We start from the raw sequence: 22,535 nt of genomic DNA, 5'->3' as shown, positions 1-22,535 counted from the left end.
GAAGATGAAGATGGATTTTAATAAAAAAGTTATTGCCCTATTAGCAGTAGCCTTGCTTGCAACAGGTTCATGGTCTTGCAAAAAGATAATAGATGAAGCCCCTTTGGATAAGCTCGATATTACAAATGCTTACCGCAATGTGGCTGATGCAGATGCTGCCGTAATCGGTATTTACGGACAGTTTTTAGGTTTGCAGAAAACCTACATTTTACAGAATGAACTGAGGGCCGATCTGGTTGATGTAACCGCAAATGCCGATCCTTACCTAAAGCAGCTGGCCAACCATACCACTACAAAAGATAATCCTTATGTAGATCCAAGGCCTTACTATCAGGTAGTGCTGAACTGTAACGATGCCTTAAAAAACTTTAAACTGATGGTTGATGACCGCAGGATGAGTGTTGATGATTACAATAAGCACTATTCCGATATCGGCGCTCTGCGCAGCTGGATCTACCTACAGTTGGGCATCCAGTACGGCAGTATTCCTTATATTACCGAGCCGGTTGAAAAAGTAGATGATATTAAGAATTTAAGTGCCTATCCGCGTATTTCTTTCGAAGAACTATTAACCCGCTTGATCGATTTTACCGAGAAGCTGCCTTACAAAGAAGTATATGCCTATCCGGCCGGAAATCCTTTGGTGGTAACCATTGATGGAAGCAGTACAAACAAACTTTTTATCTGTAAGCCATTCGTATTGGGCGATCTTTACCTCTGGAATAACAATTATACCAAGGCTGCAGAGAACTACGAAAAGATAATGGATGTAGAAAACAACAATACCAATATCAATATTTCTTTTAACGCCTATAAGGTGGGTTATTACTTATCGTCTGATTATACCGATCAATCTGTTCGTTATTTGAGGGCGCAGGATGAAAGCACGCTGTTGGTTGATGCAGGATGGAGAACGATATTTTCGGCGCCGAATACCTCAAACGTATGGAACATCGAATTTTTGTGGGGAATACCTTATAATGCCAACTATAAACCGGGCAACCCAATGATTGAAGTTTGTTCTTCACTGTATGGTAAATACCTGATCAAGCCTTCACAGCTGGCCATTGATAATTGGAATGCACAAAGGCAATACAGTGGTATCCCTTACGATGCCCGCGGTAAACTATCGTACAGCACAACCGTTGCCGGCCCGGTAATTACCAAATTAACAGATAATATTGTTCCGGCAACCAATTTTAACAGAGCAGGCAAATGGGGCATTTACCGTGCGGCTTTATTACATTTACGTTTTTCGGAAGCTGCAAACCGCGATGGCAAAGGTAAACTGGGATGGGCCTTGTTAAATACCGGCATTGCAAATACCTTTTATGTAGGTACCTATGTAAACGGGGCAAAATCGCCGGTTTCTTTTGATGAGATCAATACCATGCAAACGCCATATGCTGCTCCATATTATTTCGATGCCAGAAGCAACAACGATTATAAAAGTCCGTGGTACCGCAACACAGGCATACGCAGTAGGGCGGGTATTACCGCGCTTGATATTAGCCTACAGAATAATGTGCTCGGTTTAGAGGGTAAACTGATTGATGAAGGTGCGCTTGAACTGGCTTTTGAAGGTAACCGCTGGCCCGATCTTTTGCGCATTGCCCGTAGGCAGAACAATCCTGCGTTTTTAGCAGAAAGGGTGTACCAAAAATTGTTGAAAGATGGCGATCCGAATGCCAGTGCAGCAAGAGAAAAATTAATGACCCCTGCAAACTGGTATCTCCCGTTCGATTGGAAATAGTTACCGGCGAAGAGGGGGTTCTGCGTTAATATGCGTGAACCCCCTTTTTCATTGGCGGTGAGCGTTTGGCGTAAAGCGTTGAACCTTTCCCCGTTGTGCCATTGCGAACTGAAGGGTGGGCTTTGGGGGGATAGCGTGAAGCAATCTTTATGGTTGGTTTCTCCCGCAGATTGCGCAGATTTACTTGCTTTATGGCTGTTCTCTCACTACTATCGGACCAATGACTAGTGAACCAATGATAAGTGAACTAATGACTAATTAACCAATGGCTAGTGAACCAATAACCTTAAATGCGATATTTACCCATGTTATGATCAAAAAACTAATATTCACCTTTTGTTTTGCAGCTATCGGTGTAACGGCCATCGCTCAAGAATACCTCATTACCAAATTTGGGATTGGTAACGATAGTACAAAACTGAATACCAAGGCCATTCAAAATGTGATCGATAAAGCCTATCAAAAAGGTGGTGGAACAATCGTAATTCCAAAAGGGACTTACCTAACAGGTGCATTGTTTTTTAAACCCAAAACCAGGTTGCTGTTACAAGAAGGGGCAGTGCTGAAAGGATCCGATCAGATTAAAGATTATCCATTTATCCCTTCGCGCATGGAAGGCCGGAGCCTTAAATATTTTGCAGCATTAATTAATGCCACAAAAGTAGATGGTTTCAGCATTACCGGCCCTGGGGCCATTGATGGTAACGGACTTAAATTCTGGAAAACATTTTGGGCGCACCGCGATTCGTTGAAAAAACTCGGAAAAGAATCAACCAATCTCGAAGTTAGCCGTCCGCGGTTATTGTTTATATGGGGCTGTAATAACGTGCAGATTAAAGGTGTAAAGCTGCGTAACTCGGGTTTTTGGACTACCCATTTATACCAGAGCAACAATGTATTGATCGAAAACTGCGACATCCGTTCTCCTTTTAGACCTGTAAAAGCGCCCAGCACCGATGGAATAGATATCGATGTTTGCAAAGGGGTAACCATTAGAAACTGTTATATCTCGGTAAACGATGATGCAATTTGCATCAAAGGCGGTAAAGGCGCTGATGCACAGCAACTGCCCGAAAACGGAATAGTGGAAGATGTATTGATTGAGAACTGTACCATTGGTGAAGCACATGCCACGCTAACCATGGGCAGCGAATGCATTCATGCGCGCAATATTACCATGCGCAACTGTAAAGTTGATAACAACTGCCCAATTTTGAAAATGAAGATGCGGGGAGATACCTTTCAGCTTTACGAAAATATTACTGTAGAAAACATAACCGGAAAATGCGGTGCCATTATTGATTTAAACCCCTGGAAACAATTTTTTGATCTGGCAGGGAGCACCCAAAAACCTTTTGGCACTATCAGGAACATCAAGATACAAAACGTGAAAGTAGAAGCGGCCAAGTTTGGCGAAATGGATGGAAACCCTGACGACAAAGTTTCTGGCTTTCTTTTTAAAAATGTGGAAGTGAGCACTAAAACACCCTTCTTAAAAAACAGGTACCAGGATGTTAAAATCGAAAACGTAATGGTAAATGGTGCTGCGTTGGTGGTAAAGCCATAGGCTGAAAAGCGGATCATTATTTAGATTAGACTTCCGAAGTTTAATAAGCTGATGTGCTAGAGAAACTTTGGAAGTCTTGGCCGAATATGAATTTCAGCGTTGTCAACTTTCTGGCAAAGAGGCTATTAAAGTTGACAACTCTTTTAGATTAGGTGATCGTCATACTGAACTTGTTTCAGTATCTATCATGCTATTATCGATAGGCTTTCAGCGTTGTCAACTTTTCTAGCAAAGAGGCTATTAGATTAGACTTCCGAAGTTTAATAAGCTGATGTGCTAGAGAAACTTCGGAAGTCTTGGCCGAATACGAATTTCAGCGTTGTCAACTTTCTATCAAAGTGGCTATTAAAGTTGACAACTCTTTTAGATTAGGCGATCGTCATACTGAACTTGTTTCAGTATCTATCATGCTATTATCGATAGATTTCCGATTTTAAAAATATGAATTTCAGCGTTGTCAACTTTCTAGCAAAGAGGCTATTAAAGTTGACAACTCTTTTAGAATTTAATAAGCTGGTGTGCCAGAGAAACTTCGGAAGTCTTGCTCGATATTACCAATCCAATTTCAAAAACGCTACACCCTGCCTTGCCAGGTTCAGCTCAAAAGTTCCCGATGTGGTATCAAATTTCTTGGGCTTACCCATCATTTTTAGCTGCCCTTCTTTTTCCAATGCAGCAATTTGGCTGGCACTTGGGTTTTGTGGCGAACCCATTTTCTTCCATGCGGTATAAGCATTGCTATTTTCAGTATCAATGCGGTATTCGGTTATGGTTACGGTTTTGACAGGCAGTTGATTTAACCGGATAGCAACCACATCCTTCGAATCCGTTTTATCTTCATCATGGTAGTTCCAAATCATTACCGATGCTGTTTTCTGATCTTTGGCGGCCAGAACCCCCACATCTGTTTGGGCCTTTCTGATGCTCGAATCCAATATGGAATTTAAATTGTACATGCGGTTGCTTACCGCTTCCACACGGTTGCCTTTCATTTTTCCAAACATCCTAAAAACATTCAGTACCGGTTTATCCACACCGTTGGTTGCCAAATCCCTAAAACCGGCAAACCAGGGTTGGTTTTCAAATTCGAACGACCAGGTTACGGCTCCTAAAAGGTTAATCTGGTATTTATCCGTTAGCTCGTAAAGGCGTGCAAAAGAAGCTGCGGTATAACTCGAGTACATGGTGCCATTGCGGTAGGCATTTTCGGGGTTGGTGCTCATGCCGCAAGCTGCACAGCCCTCGGGATCTGACTCGCCGATAATAACCGGTATGTTTTTAAGCTGCGGGTACTTGCTGATCACTTTATAGTTACCGTCAATATTGCGCAGCTGCGTACGTACATTCATTACCACAGTTCCATTTACCACCCTTGGCGATCCTTTGGCATGAAATAGTACTGCATCCAAAGGAGAACCGATTTTGCCCGTTACATAATTGGTATCCATTAAGCAGTGTTTAATAAAAGCATCTAAATACTTTGTGCCGCCACCGGTAACATTTGCGCCGCCAATTTTTGCGGTGGGCAAGGCGCGTTTAAGTCCGTCGGCAGCATAATCGTATAACTTAAAAAACTCGGCCTGTGTGCCTTTCCAATAAGCCCCATCTGGCTCGTTCCATACTTCCCAGTACCAGCTTTCTACCTCTGCTTTGCCATAACGCTCCACACTGTGTTTCACCCATTCGTAAACCAGATTGCCCCATTTTTTATAATCTTTAGGTGGGTAGGCCCAACCGGTTAAAATTTCTTCGTATCTAACACCTGGTTTCCATTTGTGCTGGTAAGGGATAGGTTTGGTAGACATTGCCTCGGGCATAAAACCAATCTGTGCCAAAGGTTTCATGCCCCTTTTTACATAGGCATCGAAAATCTGATCTACAATTTTCCAGTTGTAAACTGGATTGCCCGCTGCATCTTCGGTATAGGCGTTGGTAGAGCCCCATTTTAGGGCAGGAATACCATCGCCAGAAGTTAAAAGATTGTGCGCCCGCACATACACCGGCACCGGGCTCAGTTTGGAAATCTCGGTCAGTAGTTTCTGTCCATCTTTCATGTAAGTGTAGTTTGGCTCATCGTATCCAAACCAGGCCCATATCGGTTTCATGGGGGCAATGTTCTTGTCGAAGTTTACCTCAATACTGGTTTTGTTTTGGGCAAAGCTGGTTTGAGATAATATTTGAACCAATACCAATAAGCGCAATGCATTTTTAAATGTTTTCATTTTTATAATGGTTATTATTTCTTCAAAATCATACCTTATTCTTTGATGATGAATTTGTTAATCGATATAAAACTGCCGGTACTGCCATAAATTGTTTTGCTTTTATCGGTCCAGTTTGGCCGTTCTCCTGTTGTGGCCATAGTAAGCTTATATTCGCCTTTGGGCAATATGGGGCTTAAATACACTAATGTTGTTGTTGGAGATTTTGAATATAAATCAATAAAAGTGTGCAAGAGAACATGCCCTTTTTTATCAAAAAGCTTAATGTTAGCATATCCATTGTCTGGCAAAACAGTACTGTAAATACCAATTCTCTTACCAATAAAGTTGATAGAGGCGGTTGCGGTTTTATCATCCGATCGGTTGGTCGGTTCATCACCATTAAGCTGTTTTGTCCAATTACCACTGTATATAATTTGTTTGCTGGCGTAATTAACAGTTTTATCCTCGATCGGCTTGGCATTATTTTCACCGGTTTGCGTATTAATTTGCCATACATTTTGATAATCAGGTAGGGTAATTTGTTGATTGCTGAAAGTAATAGGCTGCCACACGTAAGTTGCAGCCGATAATTGGCGTGGAAAAGACCATCTATCTCCCATAAACATAAAGGTGGTATCTTTTGAACCTTTAATGGGAAGTACAAAAGTTGCCTGCGAATTCCAGGTTAAAGTTCCTTTAGGTGCAATTAAACCCCTGGCTATCCAAGGGCCGTTTAATGACTGCGAGGTATAGTAATAATTATCGTTCTTCTCCCAGCTGGTTAGGTTCGATCCAATAAAATAGTACATATTATCCTTTTTAAAGAGGGTGGGAGATTCAAATCCGGAAGTGATCTGCTTATTGGTCTCCGCTACTATGGATTTATAATCGCTGCTTAATTTATAGATCAATCCACCATGGGTTAGCACGTATCCAGTACCATCGGTATCTTGAAAAACCCCCATGTCCCACTTTTTTATGGGTTTTCCATTAAAAAGAATTGGGCCTTTAAACTGATATGGCCCTTCAATATTTTTAGCCACAGCATAGCCTACAAATTGATCTTTGTAACTCAGCGTATCAACATGCATAAACATGATATATTCTCCCGATTTTGGGTTTTTTATCACTTTTACACGTTCTCCAACTCGATTTGGGCCAAGCTTACCTGTTTTTTGAATTGGCAGCGCTATACTTTCGAACTTCCAATTGTATAAATCTTTCGATGAATAACAGCTAAAGCCGGCAAAAGCATTGCTGGTATCGCTATGTATTTCGCCAAACAAATAAAATTTATCCCTATCCTGGATAATATTTGCGCCGTGGGCAGAAACTATTTTTCCGTTTTGGTCGTACCAGGGAATGCCCGAATAAATTGCATCCGTTTTGCCCTTTTGTTGAGCCAGTAAACTGTTGAGGCTTAATAACAATAGGAGGATGGTGTTTCGTGTTAATTTTATCATGGCTGCTCGTAAACTTCTGCTTCTATAATGCTTAAACCACCTTTTAATTTTGTTTCTGCACGTTCAATGCCATCATCCAGCTTTTTGCCATTTACCTCCACACCAATGTTGTTCTGCTCTTTTTCTTTTCCCGAGCCTACCAATTGGATGGTAACTGTTTTGCCCTTTGTGGGTTTGCAATTGGCCGTGAAATAACCTAAACTTGGCTTGCTGTTTCCCTCAAAAACTATTTTGTCATCAACCAAAATGCGTAAAGGATAAATTTTGGTCCTAAAGCCGTTTAATTTTAAGGCAACTGCCGATATGGTGCTTTCCTTTTCGAGTGTGTATTTGATCCAGGCGGTAGCTACATTTCCATCATTTACCCAATCGCTCAGTTCATTGTCATCGAAACTTAAATGGGCTTTCTCGGTATTGGCACCTGCTTGGGCCGAAACAACTTTAACCGATTTTCGCGATACCCGGTACGATTGATTGAGCGGTGTGGCGCCTTTGGCCAAACTGGGTTTTAAAGCCTCGCTTGGTAACTGGTTGCCTAGTCCTTTTATAGTGTTTACGGGTAAAGTTGCCAATAATAAGCTGGCAGTAGTTAAGCCTTCGGCTTTTGCTGTTAAATTAATTTTTCCGGCGGTAGTGGTCGATCTGATCAGTACGCGGTTTACCCCATTTTCTACCGGCAGGTTTTTGGCTAAAATATAATTGTCTGGTCCTTGGGCTAAGCCTCCACGCCATTCGGCTGGGCCATTTAAACTGAAACTAATCTGGTTCGATGCCGTTGGGCAACGTTTTCCGTTTTGATCTACCACTTCAATCTGTATCAGGGCTACATCGGCTCCATCTGCCTTAAAGCCAGTGGGGTTTTTTATGGCTGTGAGTTTCAAAGCAACTGGTGCACCGGCGGTTGTTAACTGTGTTTCTGCCAGCTTTTGGCCTACTGAAGTATAAGAAACGGCCTTGAGCATACCTGCTTGGTAGGCTACGTTTTTAAAGGTAAATAGAAAGCCATTGCTTTTCTCGCCGTAACCCAGCGATTTATTGTTCAAAATCAGCTCTACCTTATCGCCGCTGGCCACCACGTATACATTTTTATGTACACCGGCTTTGTAGTTCCAATGCCCGATTAAATGGATGCCGGTTTTTTTCGCATCCACCCAACCGTCCCACATTACCTGATGGGCAAAATAGGCATCTTTTGGGATGCGCATGGCATCTACTTCGCCACTTCTGCGGTAGTTTTCTTCACCGCGGTGGTGGGTGTTCGAATCAGAAAATATAATGTTTACCCCGCCCGAGCTTACCCTGCTGCCTGTTCCCGGCCGTTCTTCGTAATATTCGTTCCAGCGGATCACATCTTCAATGGCGAACGAGTCTTGGTTGCGGTTATAATCGCTGGCATCGGCACCTTTATACTGCGGGCCTGCACCATTGATGTGAAAAGGGGGTGAGAATTCGTCCCAGTATTTGCGGAGCGCCTCATCTCTCGAATATTCCATAGACCATACTGGTTTGGTTGCACTTTTGTTGATGTAGAGCATTTCGCCACCATATTCGGCTTCGGGGATATCGAGCATCTCTCTTGAGCCAATGGCCCTGCCGCCGTTCGGATCGTAAAGATTCCGGATTGCTTTCATTTCGAGCATGTGTGCCGCGCTGATGGATTCGTTTCCACATTCGTAAAAAACGATGCTTGGATTGTTCCGGTTATAAATAATGGCATCTGTCATTACCGCCTTGCGTTGGTCCCAGCGCGTTCCGGTTACATCTTTTTCCGAATCTCCGGCAGGCATGGCCTGAATTAAACCCACACGGTCGCACGATTCAATATCCTGTTTCCAAGGGGTAATGTGCATCCAGCGTACCAAATTGGCATTGCTTTCCACCATCAGCCTGTTGCTGTAATCGCTCAGCCATGGCGGTACCGATAAGCCTATTGCCGGCCACTCATTACTGCTTCGCTGGGCATAGCCTTTCATCATCAACACCCTATCGTTCAGGTAAACCATGCCATTTTTAAATTCTGTTTTTCTAAAACCTGTTTTGGTGCTCAACTCATCAATAACCTGATTATCTGATATTAACTTAGAGGTAACGGTGTAGAGATAACCATAACCCCAGCTCCAGAAATTTAAATTGTTTACCAAGGCTTCTGCTTTTAAGGTTAAGGTATCGCCAGCTTTGATATGGGTTGCCGCCGATCGGAAAGTTTTAACGGTTTTTCCGTCGAGGTCTTTTAAGGCCACCTCATATACCAGATTCTTATCGGTAGCACTTTCATTCTTAACCTGCGATTCGGAAACTATAATGGCAGATTTACCTTTAATATCGAAATTTTTGGCATAACAGTAATTGCCCGTGGTTTGTAAGGTAGTGTAGAGCGGGAGGGTTTGGTACACAGGGCCTGTAACATGCATGCGGACGTTTTTTGAGATTCCACCGTAATTGGCATTAAAGTTTTTATCGTTCCACTGGTAGCCCGAGTTGGTGGCTTTTTCTTTATAGTTCCAGGCATTATCAATCTTTACGGCAATTACATTTTCCTGGTTGGGGATAACTAACGTACTAATGTCGAAACCAAAGGCCATTACCCCATTTTCGTGCCGGCCAATAAACTTTCCGTTCAGGTAAAATTCTCCCGCTTGCCTAATGCCTTCAAATTCGAGAAATATTTTGCTGATGCCAGCTGCCGGAACGCTAAAATGTTTGCGGTACCAGGCAATGCCGGTTGATAAATCTTCTATCGATTTTTTAAAGGCTTCATCTTCATTCCATGCGTAGGGCAATGTAACGGCTTTCCAAGCCCGGTCGTCGAAATCAGTATGTTCAGCGCCCGTTAAATCACCCACATATAATTTCCAGCCTGGGTTAAAGTTATAGGTTTTTCTTGGGTTGGCGGTTTGGGCCATTGCAAGGCTTGGTACAAGCGCTGCTATTAACAAGAGGTAAATCAGTTTCATTATGGTTTTAGTTTAACAGCTAAAGGTTTATCGCGGTTGCAAACAATTTCTCCGTTCAGGTATTCCAGTTCTGCCAGTTGGATTACGCTCCGGCGGGTATCGGCATTATCAATCCCTTTATTGGCAGGGGTGCGGCCCGGGTGGGTAAAGTAATAGATAAAAGCGCGATCGCCGTTTACCACCACATCGGCATGGCCACCCATTACGCCATCATCAGTCCCTTTTCCGGGTTCCTGTAAAATGTTTTTGGGCTGTCGTTTCCAGGACAGCAGATCGGTAGAGGAGTAAATGCCCAGGCCGTTCCAGTTATCAACCACCATCCAATAGGTGTTTTTCCAGTAAAATACCTTTGGGCCTTCGCAGCCCTTATCGCCAATTAATTTTTTACCGCTATCCTGCCAATGGTAAAGGTCTTGGCTATCGGCATAATAGATCGATTTGCCTGCCATTTCATTGTTGTAGTACATGCGCCAGCCTTTGTTATCGGGCAGTTTAAAAACGCAGGCATCAATGCAGCGGTCGGATGCCAGGTTCAGTTTCGATTCGAATTTCCAGTTAATGAGGTTCTTACTGGTTAAATGTACAACGTAGCGGGGGTGGCGCCAATCTTTAAATACGCCGGGTACGTAGGTGAGGTACATGTGGTAAATCCCTTTGTTTTCGATTACCTCTGGCGCCCAATGTGTGTAATCGGTTAGCCTGTACTGGATATCGCAGGTATCGCGGTACTTCCATTTTACCCCATCTTTTGATTCGGCTATGCCAATGCGGGTACCGTGAACCCAGCTTACCCCATCTAAATTTTTCTCATTTGCACGGCGGTTGGTATAAAACATGAACCATTTTTTTTCGCCCTTGTTCCAAATCACCACCGGATCGGCAGCGCCATCATACACCGGATCGCTGTAGAGCGGTTTCGGAACCAGCTGCACCTGTTTGGTGTTTTGTGCAAAACAACAGGCTCCGCTTAAAAGAAGGCAGATAAGAAGAATTTTCTTCATTTAAAATGTATTGTGAAATCTGGAATCAAATACGCTTTCTACGTAAAAAGTATGTTTAAAAGCGTGCGTTAATGCCCGAAATATTTGGTTAAAAGATGTTACGAGGATAATATTTTAAATCCGAAAGTCCGTCCTGTTCTATCCTGCAAAGCGAAAAATAAACAGGACACCACAGGATGATTTTTTAGTAGGGATAAGGTACTTTCGTTTAGGCCATAATTATTTGCCTTACCTAACCAATATATCATCATGATGAGAACCTGCTTACTTGCATCGGCATTATTGTTCCTTTTTTCAGCGGTGTCTTTCGCTTTGGTGGGCAGTCCGCAAAAACCTATAGTTGCGCCCGGAACGGTTTCGGCCAGTTCGGCTACGCTGATCTGGAATAAGCCAGAAGTTTACCATAACATTAAGGGCTACCACATTTTCCTCAACGGAAAAGACATTGCCACTGCCACAAAAACAAATTTCACCCTTCAGCACCTTCAAGCTTCAAAGGGATATACCTGTAGCATACAGGCCGAAGATATGGAAGGGAAACTATCGCCAAAGAGTATTCTGATAAAATTTACCACCCAGGCCCAAGGTAAAGTGTTAAATGTGCTCACTTTTGGGGCCAAAGGCGATGGTGCTACCTTAAACACGGTAAGTATACAAAAAGCTATAAATGCATGTCCGAAAGGTGGCACGGTACTTATTCCCGAAGGGATATTTGTTAGTGGTGCGCTGTTTTTGAAAAGCAACATGACCCTGGAGATTGCCAAAGGTGGCGTGTTAAAAGGCAGTGGCAATACCGACGATTACCTGCCATTTTACAATAACCGCTTTGAAGGCTGGGAAATGAAAACCTATGCCAGTTTGCTAAATGCAGGGGTAATGAACAATAAAGGCGGTTTTGCTGTACAGCAATTGGCCATAAAAGGAGCGGGCACCATTAGCGGAGGTGGTGGCGCATTGGGCAAAGCCATGATTGATAAAAACGGGATCAGAAGCCGTGGGCGTTTAATCTGCCTGATGAACTGTAAGGATGTTGAAATACAGGGTTTAACGATAAAAGATTCGCCCTGCTGGACCATCCACTACATTTACAGCAAAGGGGTTAGCTGCCACGATTTAAATATCAGCAGTACCGCCAGAAACGGCGATGGTTTAGATCCTGATTCTTCTGATGACAGTTATATTTTTAACTGCAGCTTTTCAACAGGCGACGATTGCATCGCGATTAAATCGGGCAAAAACCCTGAAGGATTTTATATTGGCAAACCCACGCGAAATGTAAATATTACCAATTGTACTTTTAGTAGGGGGCATGGAATTTCTATAGGCAGCGAAATGTCGGGTGGAGTAAGAGATGTGCTGGTACAGGATTGTACCGCAGGGGCATTATTGCATGGTATGCAGATTAAGGGTACCAAAGAACGTGGTGGTTACGTAAAGAACATAACGGTAGCCGATTGCCAGTTGCTTAAAATAACTGTTTTTTCGGCAGTAAATTACAATAATGATGGAGAGGCAGCGCCTGAACCGCCGGTATTCGAAAATTTTGTGTTCCGGAACATCGATCTTAGCAAGGCCTCGGCTGCAGCACCCGTAATTGATATTAATGGTTTTAAAGAGCAAGGGCATAAGCTTAAAAATGTGGTACTACACAATATTAAGCTGCCTGATGGGGCACAAGTAGTGATTAATGATGCCGAGAATGTAAAACTGAGTGATGTGGTAACTGCCAATGGCAAGCCCAAGTATAATGTGCTGCGGAGTGAAAATGTAGTGTATTGATTGTGGCTAGGATGCGGGGCTTAAAGCCTGTTGCATTACGATTCCCGCCTACGCGGGAATGACGTTTCTAGTAAAAAAAAAGCGGCGTTTAACCTATTATTTGATGAGTTAAACGCCGCTAAAGTTATTTACTTAGGCTAACTACCAGCCTGGGTTTTGAAAGGACTGCTTCTGTGCAGCTGTTAAAGGTTCTCCGTTAATTTTCAGTACATCCAAGAAACTTTGAGGTATTGGGCGCAGGTAATGTTTGCCCTCAATAGGTTTGGCCTCGAGGTTAAATGCAGCCGTACGGGCCACTAATGTTTTGGTCCGGGCCAGGTCTTCCCAGCGCATCAGTTCGCCCATTAGCTCCCTTGAGCGTTCATCCAAAATAAAGGCATTAAATTTATCGGCATTAGAACTTGCCCCAACCTTATCGTAAAAGTCTTTGGTGGAGTTAAAAATATCGGCTTCACTATTCAGGTGCATGGAACTTAGGGTGTTTACTGTGGTAACGGGAATATTGTTCGATTCGAAATAGGTGTTTTTATCCGAGTACGAAACAATGGCCGAAGTTACTGCCGGATTGGTTTTATATGCAATTCCACCGTCTACATAAGCAGAACGGTCTTCGCCTTCTTTATAGGCGGCACGATCGCGTACACTGTTTAGGTAAGGAATAGCCTGCGCATACTGACCTAAGCGGCCATAAGCTTCTGCTGCAATCAAATACGTTTCGGCAAGGCGGGCCAAAATACCATCGCGCTGGCCAAATTGTGAAGCCACCAAGTTCCTGGAGCCATCCATAAATTTAGATAGGGCTACATACTGGCTCACCCCGTAATTGCCATGGCTGTTTAAATAACTCTGCGGTTGACCAGCAAAATACCGCACAAACATAGAAGGTTTGCGGCGGGCAATATCAGTTGGTAAAGCCGGGTCGGCGTTAGGTACAATAGGCGTATAGCGGGTATCGCCGGCATTGTTAACAATATATAAAACGGCTTCTTCGCCAACCGCAAATTTTGGCTGTCCCTCCTGTGCCGGGCTTGGGGCACTGCCTTTCACCCATTTCGGTATACTGGCCGCATTATTGGAAACGTAACGTGTTTTAAAACTTTTCCAGAACCTCGAATCGTTAACGCGGTCAAAAACATCTAAAGCATAATCTGTAGATCTCAAACGCTGAAACTCCCTTCCTCCGGCAATGTCGCGGATCATACCTGGCAGGGTTTGATAAACCGATGGATAATAAAGATGGATCTGGTTGCCATATCTTCCCTGTGTTGCGGTGTTGTTCGAAAATTGCGCCGCCAGAATAACCTCTTTGTTGGTTTCGTTGGCACCATCAACTGAGGTAAAGTTCCACAGGTCGCTGTAGTTGGTAGCCAAACTGTGCTGTCCACTGCCAATTACCAGGTCGGCATATTTAATGGCATTTTGTAAATCGGCTGTTTTGGTTTCGCTGTTCCATTCATTGTTGATTTCGCTGGCGCGGAAAAGGTAGGCTTTGGCCAAAAAGTGTGCAGCTGCCCATTTGGTAATCCTGCCTCTTTCTGCCGGTACTGTAGGTAACAGGTTATAGGCCTGCGTAAAATCCTGGATCACCTGTTCGTATACTTCCTTGGCCGAGTTTCTGGTAAATTCATCTTTAATGGTTTCTAACGATTCGAGCTGCAAGGGCACGCCACCATACTGTTTAACCAGTTTAAAATAATCGAAGGCACGCATAAAGTAACCTTCGCCCAAACGGGTATTTTTATTGGCACCGGTATAATAAATGGGTACATTCTTAATTACAATATTGGCCGAGTTGATATTGGTGTACATGTTATCAAAAACTGCCTGTACATCTACATTAAACGAATTTAAGGTTCCATCGTAAGAATTCCACATCTGTTCAGTTCTATCGCCGCCCACGGTAAATTCATCTACTCCGTAATTGGTGCTTGTATAGGCCCAGGTATAGTTAAAGTGAAATTTTAAACTCTGGTACATCCCGATAACCAAGCCATCTAATCCCTCTGTTTTTTGAAAATCGGATGTATTGCGCGAGTTGATCACTTCTTCATCCAGAAAACTTTTTTTACAGGATGTAGGCACAATCATTAAGCTGCCTAGCAATGCCACACCTGATATTATATTTATAAACTTTTTCATAATCAATATTTTAATTCCTTAGAAACTGGCGTTAATGCCAAATACAACACCTCTGTTAAATGTAGAGCCACCCAAATCAGGATCAATCCACTTAACTTTCGAATAAATCAATCCTGGGTTAATCATCTGTGCATAAACCCTTAACCTTGAAAGTGTTAATTTTTTAGCGATATTTTCTGCAAAATTATAGCCTAATGATATATTTCTAACTTTGATAAAAGAACCATCCTGATAGTTCATTGCACTTTTAAACTGATCGCCAGCTGCACTGCCGTAGTTGGGCGCCGGATAATCGTTGGTTGGGTTGCTTGGCGTCCAGTAATCCAATACACGTTGTGCAAAACGGCCCTGTAAGGATTCTGCGCCTGTTGCAATTAAGAAATTATAGCGTGCAATGATAAAAACAGAAAGATCAAAACCTTTGTAATTAAAGGTGTTTGTGATACCGCCCGTCCAGCTTGGGGTGTAACGCCCTAATACCTGTCGGTCGTTATTCGCATCAATTTTAAAGTCGCCGTTCAAATCCCTTATTTTAATACTTCCCGGTAAGAAAGTTTGTCCATTTGCGCTAAACTTATCGCGGAGTATCTTATCCTCAGGAGTATCTTGCCAAATGCCGTCTTTAACATAATCATAGGCTACGCTGATCCCGTTTCCGAGAAAGAAAAGGTCGGCAACCATGTCGCCACCATTCAGTTGTACAATTTCATCCCTGCTGGTAGAGAAATTCAGGGTAGATTCCCAGCTAAAATCTTTCGATCTCACATTGACTGAGTTGATGGTTAAATCCAGTCCTTTGTTTTTGGTCGAACCAATATTATCGAAAGAGGTTGGGTAACCATTAATGATGTTGATTTTTTTGAGCAGGATTAAATCTGTTGTTTTAGATTTATAGAGATCTAATGAACCGTTGATCCTTCCTTTAAAAAGGTCGAAATCCAGTCCTAAGTTATATTGCTGTGTTTTTTCCCAGCCCAACAGTTTATTCGGGAAAGAAATTGGGTTGGCTAAAGAAGCATCAGAAGCTACATAGCCTATTTGTGCTGCACTACCGAAAGTATAAGTGAGCGGTTGTAAAAGCCCTAATGTACTGCCGATATCTACTGAAGAGTTACCCGTACTTCCCACACCAATGCGTAATTTCAATTGACTTACCCATTTGATGTTTTTCATGAAATCTTCCTGATCAATACGCCAGGCCAATGCTGCCGAAGGGAAAAAATCCCATTTGTTGCCTTCAGCCAGTTGCGATGCCCCATCCGAACGGATAGATGCGGTTAACAGGTACTTGTTATCAAAACTATAGTTTACCCTGGCCATGTACGATTCGAGTGTAGATTTTCTAAAATCAGTGTCAAATCCATCCAAAGCGGTAATACTTCCGGCCCTTAATCCATACCAAAGCGGCGCAATTAAATTGATTTTACTACCTGTTAATGATGAAGATTCATCCTGGAACAGCGACGAACTTTGCAATAAGGTTACCCCAAAGCTGTGTTTATTAATGGTTTTATCGTAGTATAATAAATGATCGAGTGTGTAAGCAAATTTATTGCTCTGGTTTAGCTGTGCATAGTTGTTAACCGAACCCGGTATACCTGCATCGCGGTTTACAGATTTTGCATCCTGGTATTTTCCGTTATAGAAATTCGAGAAATCAGGGCCGAAGTTGATGCGGTATTTTAATCCTTTTAAAATGTTAACTTCAGCAAAGGCCGAACCCAGGGTTCTTAATGTTTTGCGTAAATTGATGTTATAATCAGCTTCCAGAATTGGGTTCTGGATATTGATATCACCGCCCGGCAGGTTAATCCGGTTGCCATTCGGATCGTAAGGGATCGCCATTGGCAGCATTCCCCTGGCAGCTGCATATATATTGCCTGCACCCGAAGCACTTGCGGCAACGAAACCATAGTTTTGAAGTCCGTAGGTTGCGGTTACATTAAGCCCCATTTTAAACCACTTAACCGGGTTAATTTCTACACTTAATTTACCGCTGTAACGTTCAAAATCCTGTCCCAGCTGTGTGCCGGTTTGATTTAAGTAACCGAATGAGCCGTAAGCCTTTATTTTATCGGTACCGCCGCTTACACTTAAAACATGATCTTGTGTAATTCCGGTCCGGGTTACCAGATCGCCCCAATCGGTAGTTGGAACCAAGCTGCCGTCATATACACCATTTGCCCAACCTTTTTCTATATTTTCAAGCACATAAGGGTCTCCTGCAAAAATTTCCCGGTCTTTGGCTAAAGTGGGTACGGTTGGGTATTTCCGAACATCTGTTGCAGGTAATGCCCTAAATGCATCGCGGCGGAACTCGATATATTGTGCCGAGTTCATCATGTCCATTCTATCGTTTAAGGTTTCGATGGTGGCCGTACCTACATAATCCATTGTTAACCTGCCCGTTTTACCTTTTTTGGTGGTTACGAGTACTACACCATTCGCTCCGCGCGAACCGTAAATAGCTGTTGCCGAAGCATCCTTTAATACATCGATATTTTCGATATCATTTGGGTTAATGGCGTCGATACCACCGGCCTGTAACGGAATTCCATCTACCACAAATAATGGCGAATTACTGGCTTTTAATGAGCGGAGACCACGTATTTTAATATCGCCAACCTGACCTGGGCGTTCATTTGAAGTAATATCTACACCGGCCGCTTTGCCCTGCATGGCCTGCAGCGCATTGGTTACCGGCCTAGATCTGATTTCTTTGGCGCCAACACTTACCACAGCGCCTGTTAAATCGCTCTTTTTAACCGTGTTGTAACCCACTACTACAACCTCGTCTAAATCATTTGTGGCACTTTTGAGCTGTATGCTGATGGTGGTTTTTCCATTAACAGGTACCTCTTGCGTGGTGTAACCAATGTACGAAACCACTAAAACCGGATTACTGACCGTTGATGGGATATTAATTGAAAAAGCACCACTGGCATCAGTAGAGGCTACTATGGTTGTGCCTTTTAACTTAATGCTTACGCCAACTAAAGTTTCGCCTTTTTCATCAACAATTTTTCCTTTGAGGTTCACATCCAGTTTACGTGTTAAGGTATTTGTACCCACTGTAAAAGAAGCTACTTTCCAATCATTGGATTCGGCCTTGGCCATGTTGGCTGTACAGAGTAAACTTAAAGCAGACATACCGGTAATCAAGATTTTTTTGCACGAAGAGCCTTTTCGTCGCTTTAGATTTTCTGGATAAAAATTAGGACCCATAATTTTATTGGATTTGTAAATATTTGGTTATTTAGCCAAACAGCCTATCAGATGGGTAGGGCTATCTGTTTTGAAGCGCGTATGATCTAGCTATTGCCCTTGTATTTAATGTTTGGGCCTTAGCGTAATGAAGAATTAGTTAGTTTTTTAATATTTGCAACAGTTAAGCCCCTTACTTATGTAGATCATTATTGCCTACCAAGCAATTGAAGGGCTTGGTATTATCGTAATTTGTGCAAACGGTTGCATTTAAAGTGATTTGTTTTCCTGCTCATATAGGTTGTAGATTATTTTTTTTACTGATTGGATTATATTTGGTTATACGAGATTATAACTTTTATTCCGGTAATCCATCCTGTTCCATCCTGTAGGTGGGTATAGAATAAATAAAAATTATAAAGGAAGGGTTTAAATGAGGAAGAAAGAGATGGGTATTGCCGAAGAAAAATGTTAAATAACAAGGACAGACCATCCGGCCTGCCCATGAGTCATTAACTAAAACTAGTGGATCTTCTAAACCACAATACCTTATTTATTGGTAAGCTTTTAAACCACTTTCCAAGAATTTTTTATAGTTGGCTATTTCGTAATCTGCACCTTGTGGCGGTGCCAGTAATGTTTCTGTTTTTGGATCGAGCAGTACATAAAAAGGCTGCGAATTAGACTGGAACTTTCTGGCCTGTAAATCGCTCCACTTTTTGGCAATGGTATTCAGTTTTTTGCCTTCTGGGGTAACTACCACATCTGCTGCATCCAGTTCCGATTTATCATCTACATACAATTGGATCAGTATGTAATCGTTGCTGATCATTTTGTACACCTCTTTATCAGGCCAAACATTGGCTTCCATTTTTCTGCAGTTAACGCAGGCATGTCCCGTAAAATCGATCAGCACAGGCTTGTTCTGCCTTTTGGCTGCTGCAAGGCCTTCGTTATAATCGAAATAAGCATCCAGTTTTAAAGGGGCATGGAATTTATCGGCATATTTATGCGGGCCATCGTTGGCTGCTGACTGTTTTCCGGCCAATAATGTGGTGGTGTAGAGGTCGAAATCCTGCGTTTCCTGGGGTGGAAGAAAAGCCGACACACTGCGTAAAGGCGCTCCCCACATTCCCGGAATTAAATAAACCGTAAAGGCGAGTACCACAGTGGCCAGGAAAAGCCTTGGTACAGAAATAAAAGCCAGCGCACTATCGTGAAAAAACTTAAGTTTACCCAAAAGGTAAATGCCCATCATGCCGAAAATCACGATCCAGAGGGCTAAGAATATTTCCCTGTCAAACCATTCCCAGTGGTAGGCCAGATCTACATTGCTTAAAAATTTTAACGCAAAAGCCAGCTCAAGGAAACCCAAAACTACCTTAACACTGTTTAACCAGCCACCAGATTTTGGCAGTTTATTCATTGCCGATGGAAATAGTGCAAATAGGGCAAAGGGAATAGCCAAAGCTAAAGAAAAGCCAAACATGCCTATGGCAGGACCTAAAAGGGCACCCGTTGTTGACGCCTGTACCAGTAAAGTGCCAATAATTGGGCCTGTGCACGAAAAAGATACCAGTGCCAGCGTACCGGCCATAAAAAACAGTCCGGCAGTGCCGCCCTTGTCCGAATTGGCATCCATTTTATTTACCCACGAAGAGGGCAGGGTAATTTCGAAAGCACCTAAAAATGAAGCGGCAAAAACAACCAGTAACAGAAAGAAAAAGAAATTAAATATACCGTTTGTAGAAAGGCTGTTCAGCGCATCTGCACCAAAAATTACGGTTACCAAAAGCCCAAGTACCACATAAATGAGGATGATGAACAAGCCATACAGCGCTGCGCGCCTAAAAGCCTTTCCTTTTTCTGAGCCTTTGGTAAAAAAACTTACCGTTAAAGGCAGCATCGGGAAAATGCAGGGCATTAACAGGGCTGCAAGACCACCCACAAAACCTGCAATAAAAATTCCCCACAGGGTTTTTTGCGCTTCTTTTTGTGGAGCGGTAACCTTACTGGCAGCTACAGTTGTTGCTGGGGTAACCTGGGCACTCGAATCAGTTTTTTTTATGGTGCTGTCAACTGCCGCATCTGGCTTAATTTCGGTAAAAACAAGCTCATCGGTACTGGTGCTGTCTTGGGCGTAACCACTTAATGATAAGGCACAGCAGAACAGCAACCCGATACAGATTTTTTTAAAGGATATCATATGCTCTTTTCGCTTATTTTACCGGAACACTAAAATCTACCTGCTCTGGTGGCAAACATTGTTTATCATCGCACACCATAAACTCTACACTGCCCTTAACGGTTGCCGTTTTGCCTTTAAGTTTGATTTTTTGCTGAAATACCACCGATTTTTCGAAATAGCTTACATCCATTTTAAAGGTTGATTCGAATTTGGTAATCGCCTTTGGCTCAATGGTTTTTCCAACCAGGCTATAAGTGGCCGATGATGGGAAAGTAAAGGTTGTTTTAACCGGACCGCCATCTTTAACAAATTGCGAATACAGGTGCCAGCCCTGATCTACCGTGGCTTTAATAAATACTGTAGCCGTATTTGGTCCTGTTTTTTTGGCTGCGTAACTCCAGGTTACAGGTTTTAAAATCTGGCTGTATACCGTAAGGTTAATGAGGCATACAGTACAGAATAGAAAAATGGTTTTTTTCATGTTGTGGTTTATTGGTTGTTATTAATGTAATCTGCTAAAGGCTTGGTAGTCAATAAAATCTACCGCTGGTGTGATATAGCCTGCTTTAACAGGCTCTGTTTTCATTAAATCGGTGCTCAGGTATTTCTTGTTGCTGTCAGAGAATATGGTAACCACACAGCTGTCTTTGCCCATTATCTGCTGTTGTTTAATGGCGCCGATTACGTTGGCACCTGATGATATGCCTACTGCCAGACCGAGTTTTTCGGCCAGTTTCTGTGCCATCAGTATTGCATCGCCATCGTTAACCTGTACCACTTCGTCCAGTTTATCCAACTTTACAATCTGTGGAATAAACTCATCCGAAATTCCCTGTATCCTGTGGCTGCCCACTTTATAGCCTGTGGTTAAGGTTGGCGATTCTGCAGGCTCTAATGGATGTATCTTGATAGCGGCATTCTGTTTCCTTAAAAAATTACCTACACCCATAATGGTTCCGCCTGTGCCTACGCCGGCAACAAAAGCATCGGGCGATAGGTTTTTTAAGCGCAGCTGCCCCCATATTTCTTTGCCTGTGGTATGTTCGTGGGCTTCTGGATTGGCCGTGTTTTCGAACTGCTGTGGCAGAAAGATAGCCGGATTGCTGGCTGCCATCTGCTCGGCAAGTTTAATGCTGCCAATAAAGCCGCCTTCTTCTTTGCTTACCAGAATAATTTCGGCACCCAGACTTTTAATAATATCCATGCGTTCTTTACTTAACCAGTTGGGCATAATAATGGTAACCGGATGCCCCAATGCCTTGCCTATGGCTGCGAAAGCAATCCCGGTATTGCCGCTTGTGGCCTCAACAATCCTATCGCCAGGGCTGATCTTACCTTCAGCATAAGCTTTCTTTAAGGTGTAAAGTGCCATCCTGTCTTTAATACTTCCCGTTAGGTTGTAATGCTCGCACTTTACGTAAATTTTGCTTGTACTGCCGTTATACACGTAGGTTAGTTCGAGCATTGGTGTATTGCCAACCAGAAGCGATAAGTGTTCAAATTTACCCTCCATAGCAGAAATGATTTGATTTGCTGTTCGTATTGTCATGGCCGTTGTTAAATAAAAAAGCACTAAAATTTAACTGATTTTTATTTCGGTAAAACTCCGTATTATAATTTTTTATGTCAATACATGTTGTTTTTTACAGAAATTTTATGCTTTTTTGGCTATTATTTAGTTTTTATTTCAGTTTAGGCTGATTTTTTTAACATCCGTTATATTTTTTTTCAATTCATAAAGGTTCATGACACAGGGAGATTTAGACCAGGTTGACGTAGAAATATTGAAATTACTGCAGCATGATGCCTCGTTAACCAACAAAGAGGTTTCGTTAAAGCTGCACAAATCTATTGCTACCATACACGAGCGGATAAGAAGGTTAAAAGAGCAGGGGTATATCAAAAAGATTGTGGCTATTCTCGACCGCAAAAAAATCAATAAAAACCTGATCGCTTTTTCGCATGTGCTGTTGAAAGAGCACACCGCAAGTACCTTAATCGAATTTGAAACTGAAGTATCGAAGTTCAGCGAAGTAATGGAATGTTTGCAGATGACGGGCGCACACGATTTTATTCTCCGCATTGCCACCAAGGATATGGATGCCTACCACGAATTTTTAAGAAATAAACTCGCTACGCTGCCCAATATCACCACCGTGCAGAGTTATTTTGTACTTTCTGAGCCTAAAAGCGAAACGGCTTATCCTTTGTAATGAACTCCCAATTATTATAACCACAAAGACGCCAAGAACAGAAAGCGACTCGTTTAGTGGTGCTTCTACA

Annotated in this window: 13 protein-coding genes; 4 read left to right on the top strand and 9 right to left on the bottom strand. The window is 42.7% G+C overall.

Going from position 1 to position 22,535, the window contains the following annotated elements:
* Window positions 1-10: 10 nt before the first annotated feature.
* Window positions 11-1,753 carry a RagB/SusD family nutrient uptake outer membrane protein gene (locus ACS5PU_RS20250; RefSeq protein ID WP_439460984.1) on the top strand — a complete coding sequence of 581 codons (1,743 nt, stop codon included), beginning with the start codon at window positions 11-13 and terminating at the stop codon, window positions 1,751-1,753.
* A 310-nt stretch (window positions 1,754-2,063) separates the two neighbouring features.
* A complete protein-coding gene (locus ACS5PU_RS20245; RefSeq protein WP_439460983.1) occupies window positions 2,064-3,320 on the top strand; it encodes a glycoside hydrolase family 28 protein in 1,257 nt (418 codons plus the stop codon).
* 551 nt (window positions 3,321-3,871) lie between these two features.
* On the opposite strand, the gene ACS5PU_RS20240 is transcribed toward ACS5PU_RS20245, so the two are convergent.
* Genes ACS5PU_RS20240 through ACS5PU_RS20225 form a run of 4 tightly spaced genes read right to left on the bottom strand, consistent with a single transcriptional unit; the run spans window position 3,872 to window position 10,942 of the window.
* Window positions 3,872-5,542 carry a GH39 family glycosyl hydrolase gene (locus ACS5PU_RS20240; protein ID WP_439460982.1) on the bottom strand — a complete coding sequence of 557 codons (1,671 nt, stop codon included), beginning with the start codon at window positions 5,540-5,542 and terminating at the stop codon, window positions 3,872-3,874.
* A 35-nt stretch (window positions 5,543-5,577) separates the two neighbouring features.
* Complete coding sequence (locus ACS5PU_RS20235; RefSeq protein WP_439460981.1) at window positions 5,578-6,987, bottom strand: family 43 glycosylhydrolase; 1,410 nt, start codon at window positions 6,985-6,987, stop codon at window positions 5,578-5,580.
* Window positions 6,984-9,941, bottom strand: a complete 2,958-nt coding sequence (locus ACS5PU_RS20230) for a glycoside hydrolase family 2 protein (protein ID WP_439460980.1) — start codon at window positions 9,939-9,941, stop codon at window positions 6,984-6,986. The genes ACS5PU_RS20235 and ACS5PU_RS20230 overlap by 4 nt, the downstream gene beginning before the upstream one ends.
* On the bottom strand, window positions 9,941-10,942 hold the full coding sequence (locus tag ACS5PU_RS20225; RefSeq protein ID WP_439460979.1) for a family 43 glycosylhydrolase: 1,002 nt from the start codon (window positions 10,940-10,942) through the stop codon (window positions 9,941-9,943). The genes ACS5PU_RS20230 and ACS5PU_RS20225 overlap by 1 nt, the downstream gene beginning before the upstream one ends.
* A 249-nt stretch (window positions 10,943-11,191) precedes the next feature.
* Between ACS5PU_RS20225 and ACS5PU_RS20220 the strand changes: the two genes are divergently transcribed.
* Window positions 11,192-12,721, top strand: coding sequence for a glycosyl hydrolase family 28 protein (locus ACS5PU_RS20220; RefSeq protein ID WP_439460978.1), 1,530 nt, complete (start codon window positions 11,192-11,194; stop codon window positions 12,719-12,721).
* A 141-nt stretch (window positions 12,722-12,862) separates the two neighbouring features.
* On the opposite strand, the gene ACS5PU_RS20215 is transcribed toward ACS5PU_RS20220, so the two are convergent.
* From ACS5PU_RS20215 to ACS5PU_RS20195, 5 genes are all read right to left on the bottom strand, one after another.
* Window positions 12,863-14,860: a RagB/SusD family nutrient uptake outer membrane protein gene (locus tag ACS5PU_RS20215; protein WP_439460977.1), complete on the bottom strand. Its 1,998-nt coding sequence runs from the start codon at window positions 14,858-14,860 to the stop codon at window positions 12,863-12,865.
* Between the two features lie 18 nt (window positions 14,861-14,878).
* Window positions 14,879-18,010, bottom strand: a complete 3,132-nt coding sequence (locus tag ACS5PU_RS20210) for a SusC/RagA family TonB-linked outer membrane protein (RefSeq protein WP_439460976.1) — start codon at window positions 18,008-18,010, stop codon at window positions 14,879-14,881.
* A 607-nt stretch (window positions 18,011-18,617) separates the two neighbouring features.
* The gene (locus ACS5PU_RS20205; RefSeq protein WP_439460975.1) at window positions 18,618-20,270 is read right to left on the bottom strand and encodes a protein-disulfide reductase DsbD family protein; all 1,653 of its coding nucleotides are present in this window, start codon (window positions 20,268-20,270) and stop codon (window positions 18,618-18,620) included.
* A gap of 13 nt (window positions 20,271-20,283) precedes the next feature.
* The gene (locus tag ACS5PU_RS20200) at window positions 20,284-20,733 is read right to left on the bottom strand and encodes a protein-disulfide reductase DsbD domain-containing protein (protein WP_439460974.1); all 450 of its coding nucleotides are present in this window, start codon (window positions 20,731-20,733) and stop codon (window positions 20,284-20,286) included.
* A 21-nt stretch (window positions 20,734-20,754) separates the two neighbouring features.
* Entirely contained in the window at window positions 20,755-21,801 is a 1,047-nt protein-coding gene (locus ACS5PU_RS20195) for a PLP-dependent cysteine synthase family protein (protein ID WP_439460973.1), read from the bottom strand.
* A 196-nt stretch (window positions 21,802-21,997) separates the two neighbouring features.
* Here ACS5PU_RS20195 and ACS5PU_RS20190 point away from each other — a divergent pair, with 196 nt between their 5' ends.
* Window positions 21,998-22,465, top strand: a complete 468-nt coding sequence (locus tag ACS5PU_RS20190; RefSeq protein WP_439460972.1) for an Lrp/AsnC family transcriptional regulator — start codon at window positions 21,998-22,000, stop codon at window positions 22,463-22,465.
* The last annotated feature ends 70 nt before the right edge of the window (window positions 22,466-22,535 follow it).

The sequence above is a fragment of the Pedobacter sp. GSP4 genome (assembly GCF_051857575.1).
GTDB lineage: Bacteria > Bacteroidota > Bacteroidia > Sphingobacteriales > Sphingobacteriaceae > Pedobacter.
This window is presented reverse-complemented; position numbering and strand designations above follow the sequence as displayed.

Coding starts and splice junctions, on each gene's coding strand:
- ACS5PU_RS20200 (WP_439460974.1), bottom strand. CDS start 20,733: ATGAAAAAAACCATTTTTCTATTCTGTACTGTATGCCTCATTAACCTT.
- ACS5PU_RS20205 (WP_439460975.1), bottom strand. CDS start 20,270: ATGATATCCTTTAAAAAAATCTGTATCGGGTTGCTGTTCTGCTGTGCC.
- ACS5PU_RS20225 (WP_439460979.1), bottom strand. CDS start 10,942: ATGAAGAAAATTCTTCTTATCTGCCTTCTTTTAAGCGGAGCCTGTTGT.
- ACS5PU_RS20240 (WP_439460982.1), bottom strand. CDS start 5,542: ATGAAAACATTTAAAAATGCATTGCGCTTATTGGTATTGGTTCAAATA.
- ACS5PU_RS20250 (WP_439460984.1), top strand. CDS start 11: ATGGATTTTAATAAAAAAGTTATTGCCCTATTAGCAGTAGCCTTGCTT.
- ACS5PU_RS20215 (WP_439460977.1), bottom strand. CDS start 14,860: ATGAAAAAGTTTATAAATATAATATCAGGTGTGGCATTGCTAGGCAGC.
- ACS5PU_RS20245 (WP_439460983.1), top strand. CDS start 2,064: ATGATCAAAAAACTAATATTCACCTTTTGTTTTGCAGCTATCGGTGTA.
- ACS5PU_RS20190 (WP_439460972.1), top strand. CDS start 21,998: ATGACACAGGGAGATTTAGACCAGGTTGACGTAGAAATATTGAAATTA.
- ACS5PU_RS20235 (WP_439460981.1), bottom strand. CDS start 6,987: ATGATAAAATTAACACGAAACACCATCCTCCTATTGTTATTAAGCCTC.
- ACS5PU_RS20210 (WP_439460976.1), bottom strand. CDS start 18,010: ATGTCTGCTTTAAGTTTACTCTGTACAGCCAACATGGCCAAGGCCGAA.
- ACS5PU_RS20220 (WP_439460978.1), top strand. CDS start 11,192: ATGATGAGAACCTGCTTACTTGCATCGGCATTATTGTTCCTTTTTTCA.
- ACS5PU_RS20195 (WP_439460973.1), bottom strand. CDS start 21,801: ATGACAATACGAACAGCAAATCAAATCATTTCTGCTATGGAGGGTAAA.
- ACS5PU_RS20230 (WP_439460980.1), bottom strand. CDS start 9,941: ATGAAACTGATTTACCTCTTGTTAATAGCAGCGCTTGTACCAAGCCTT.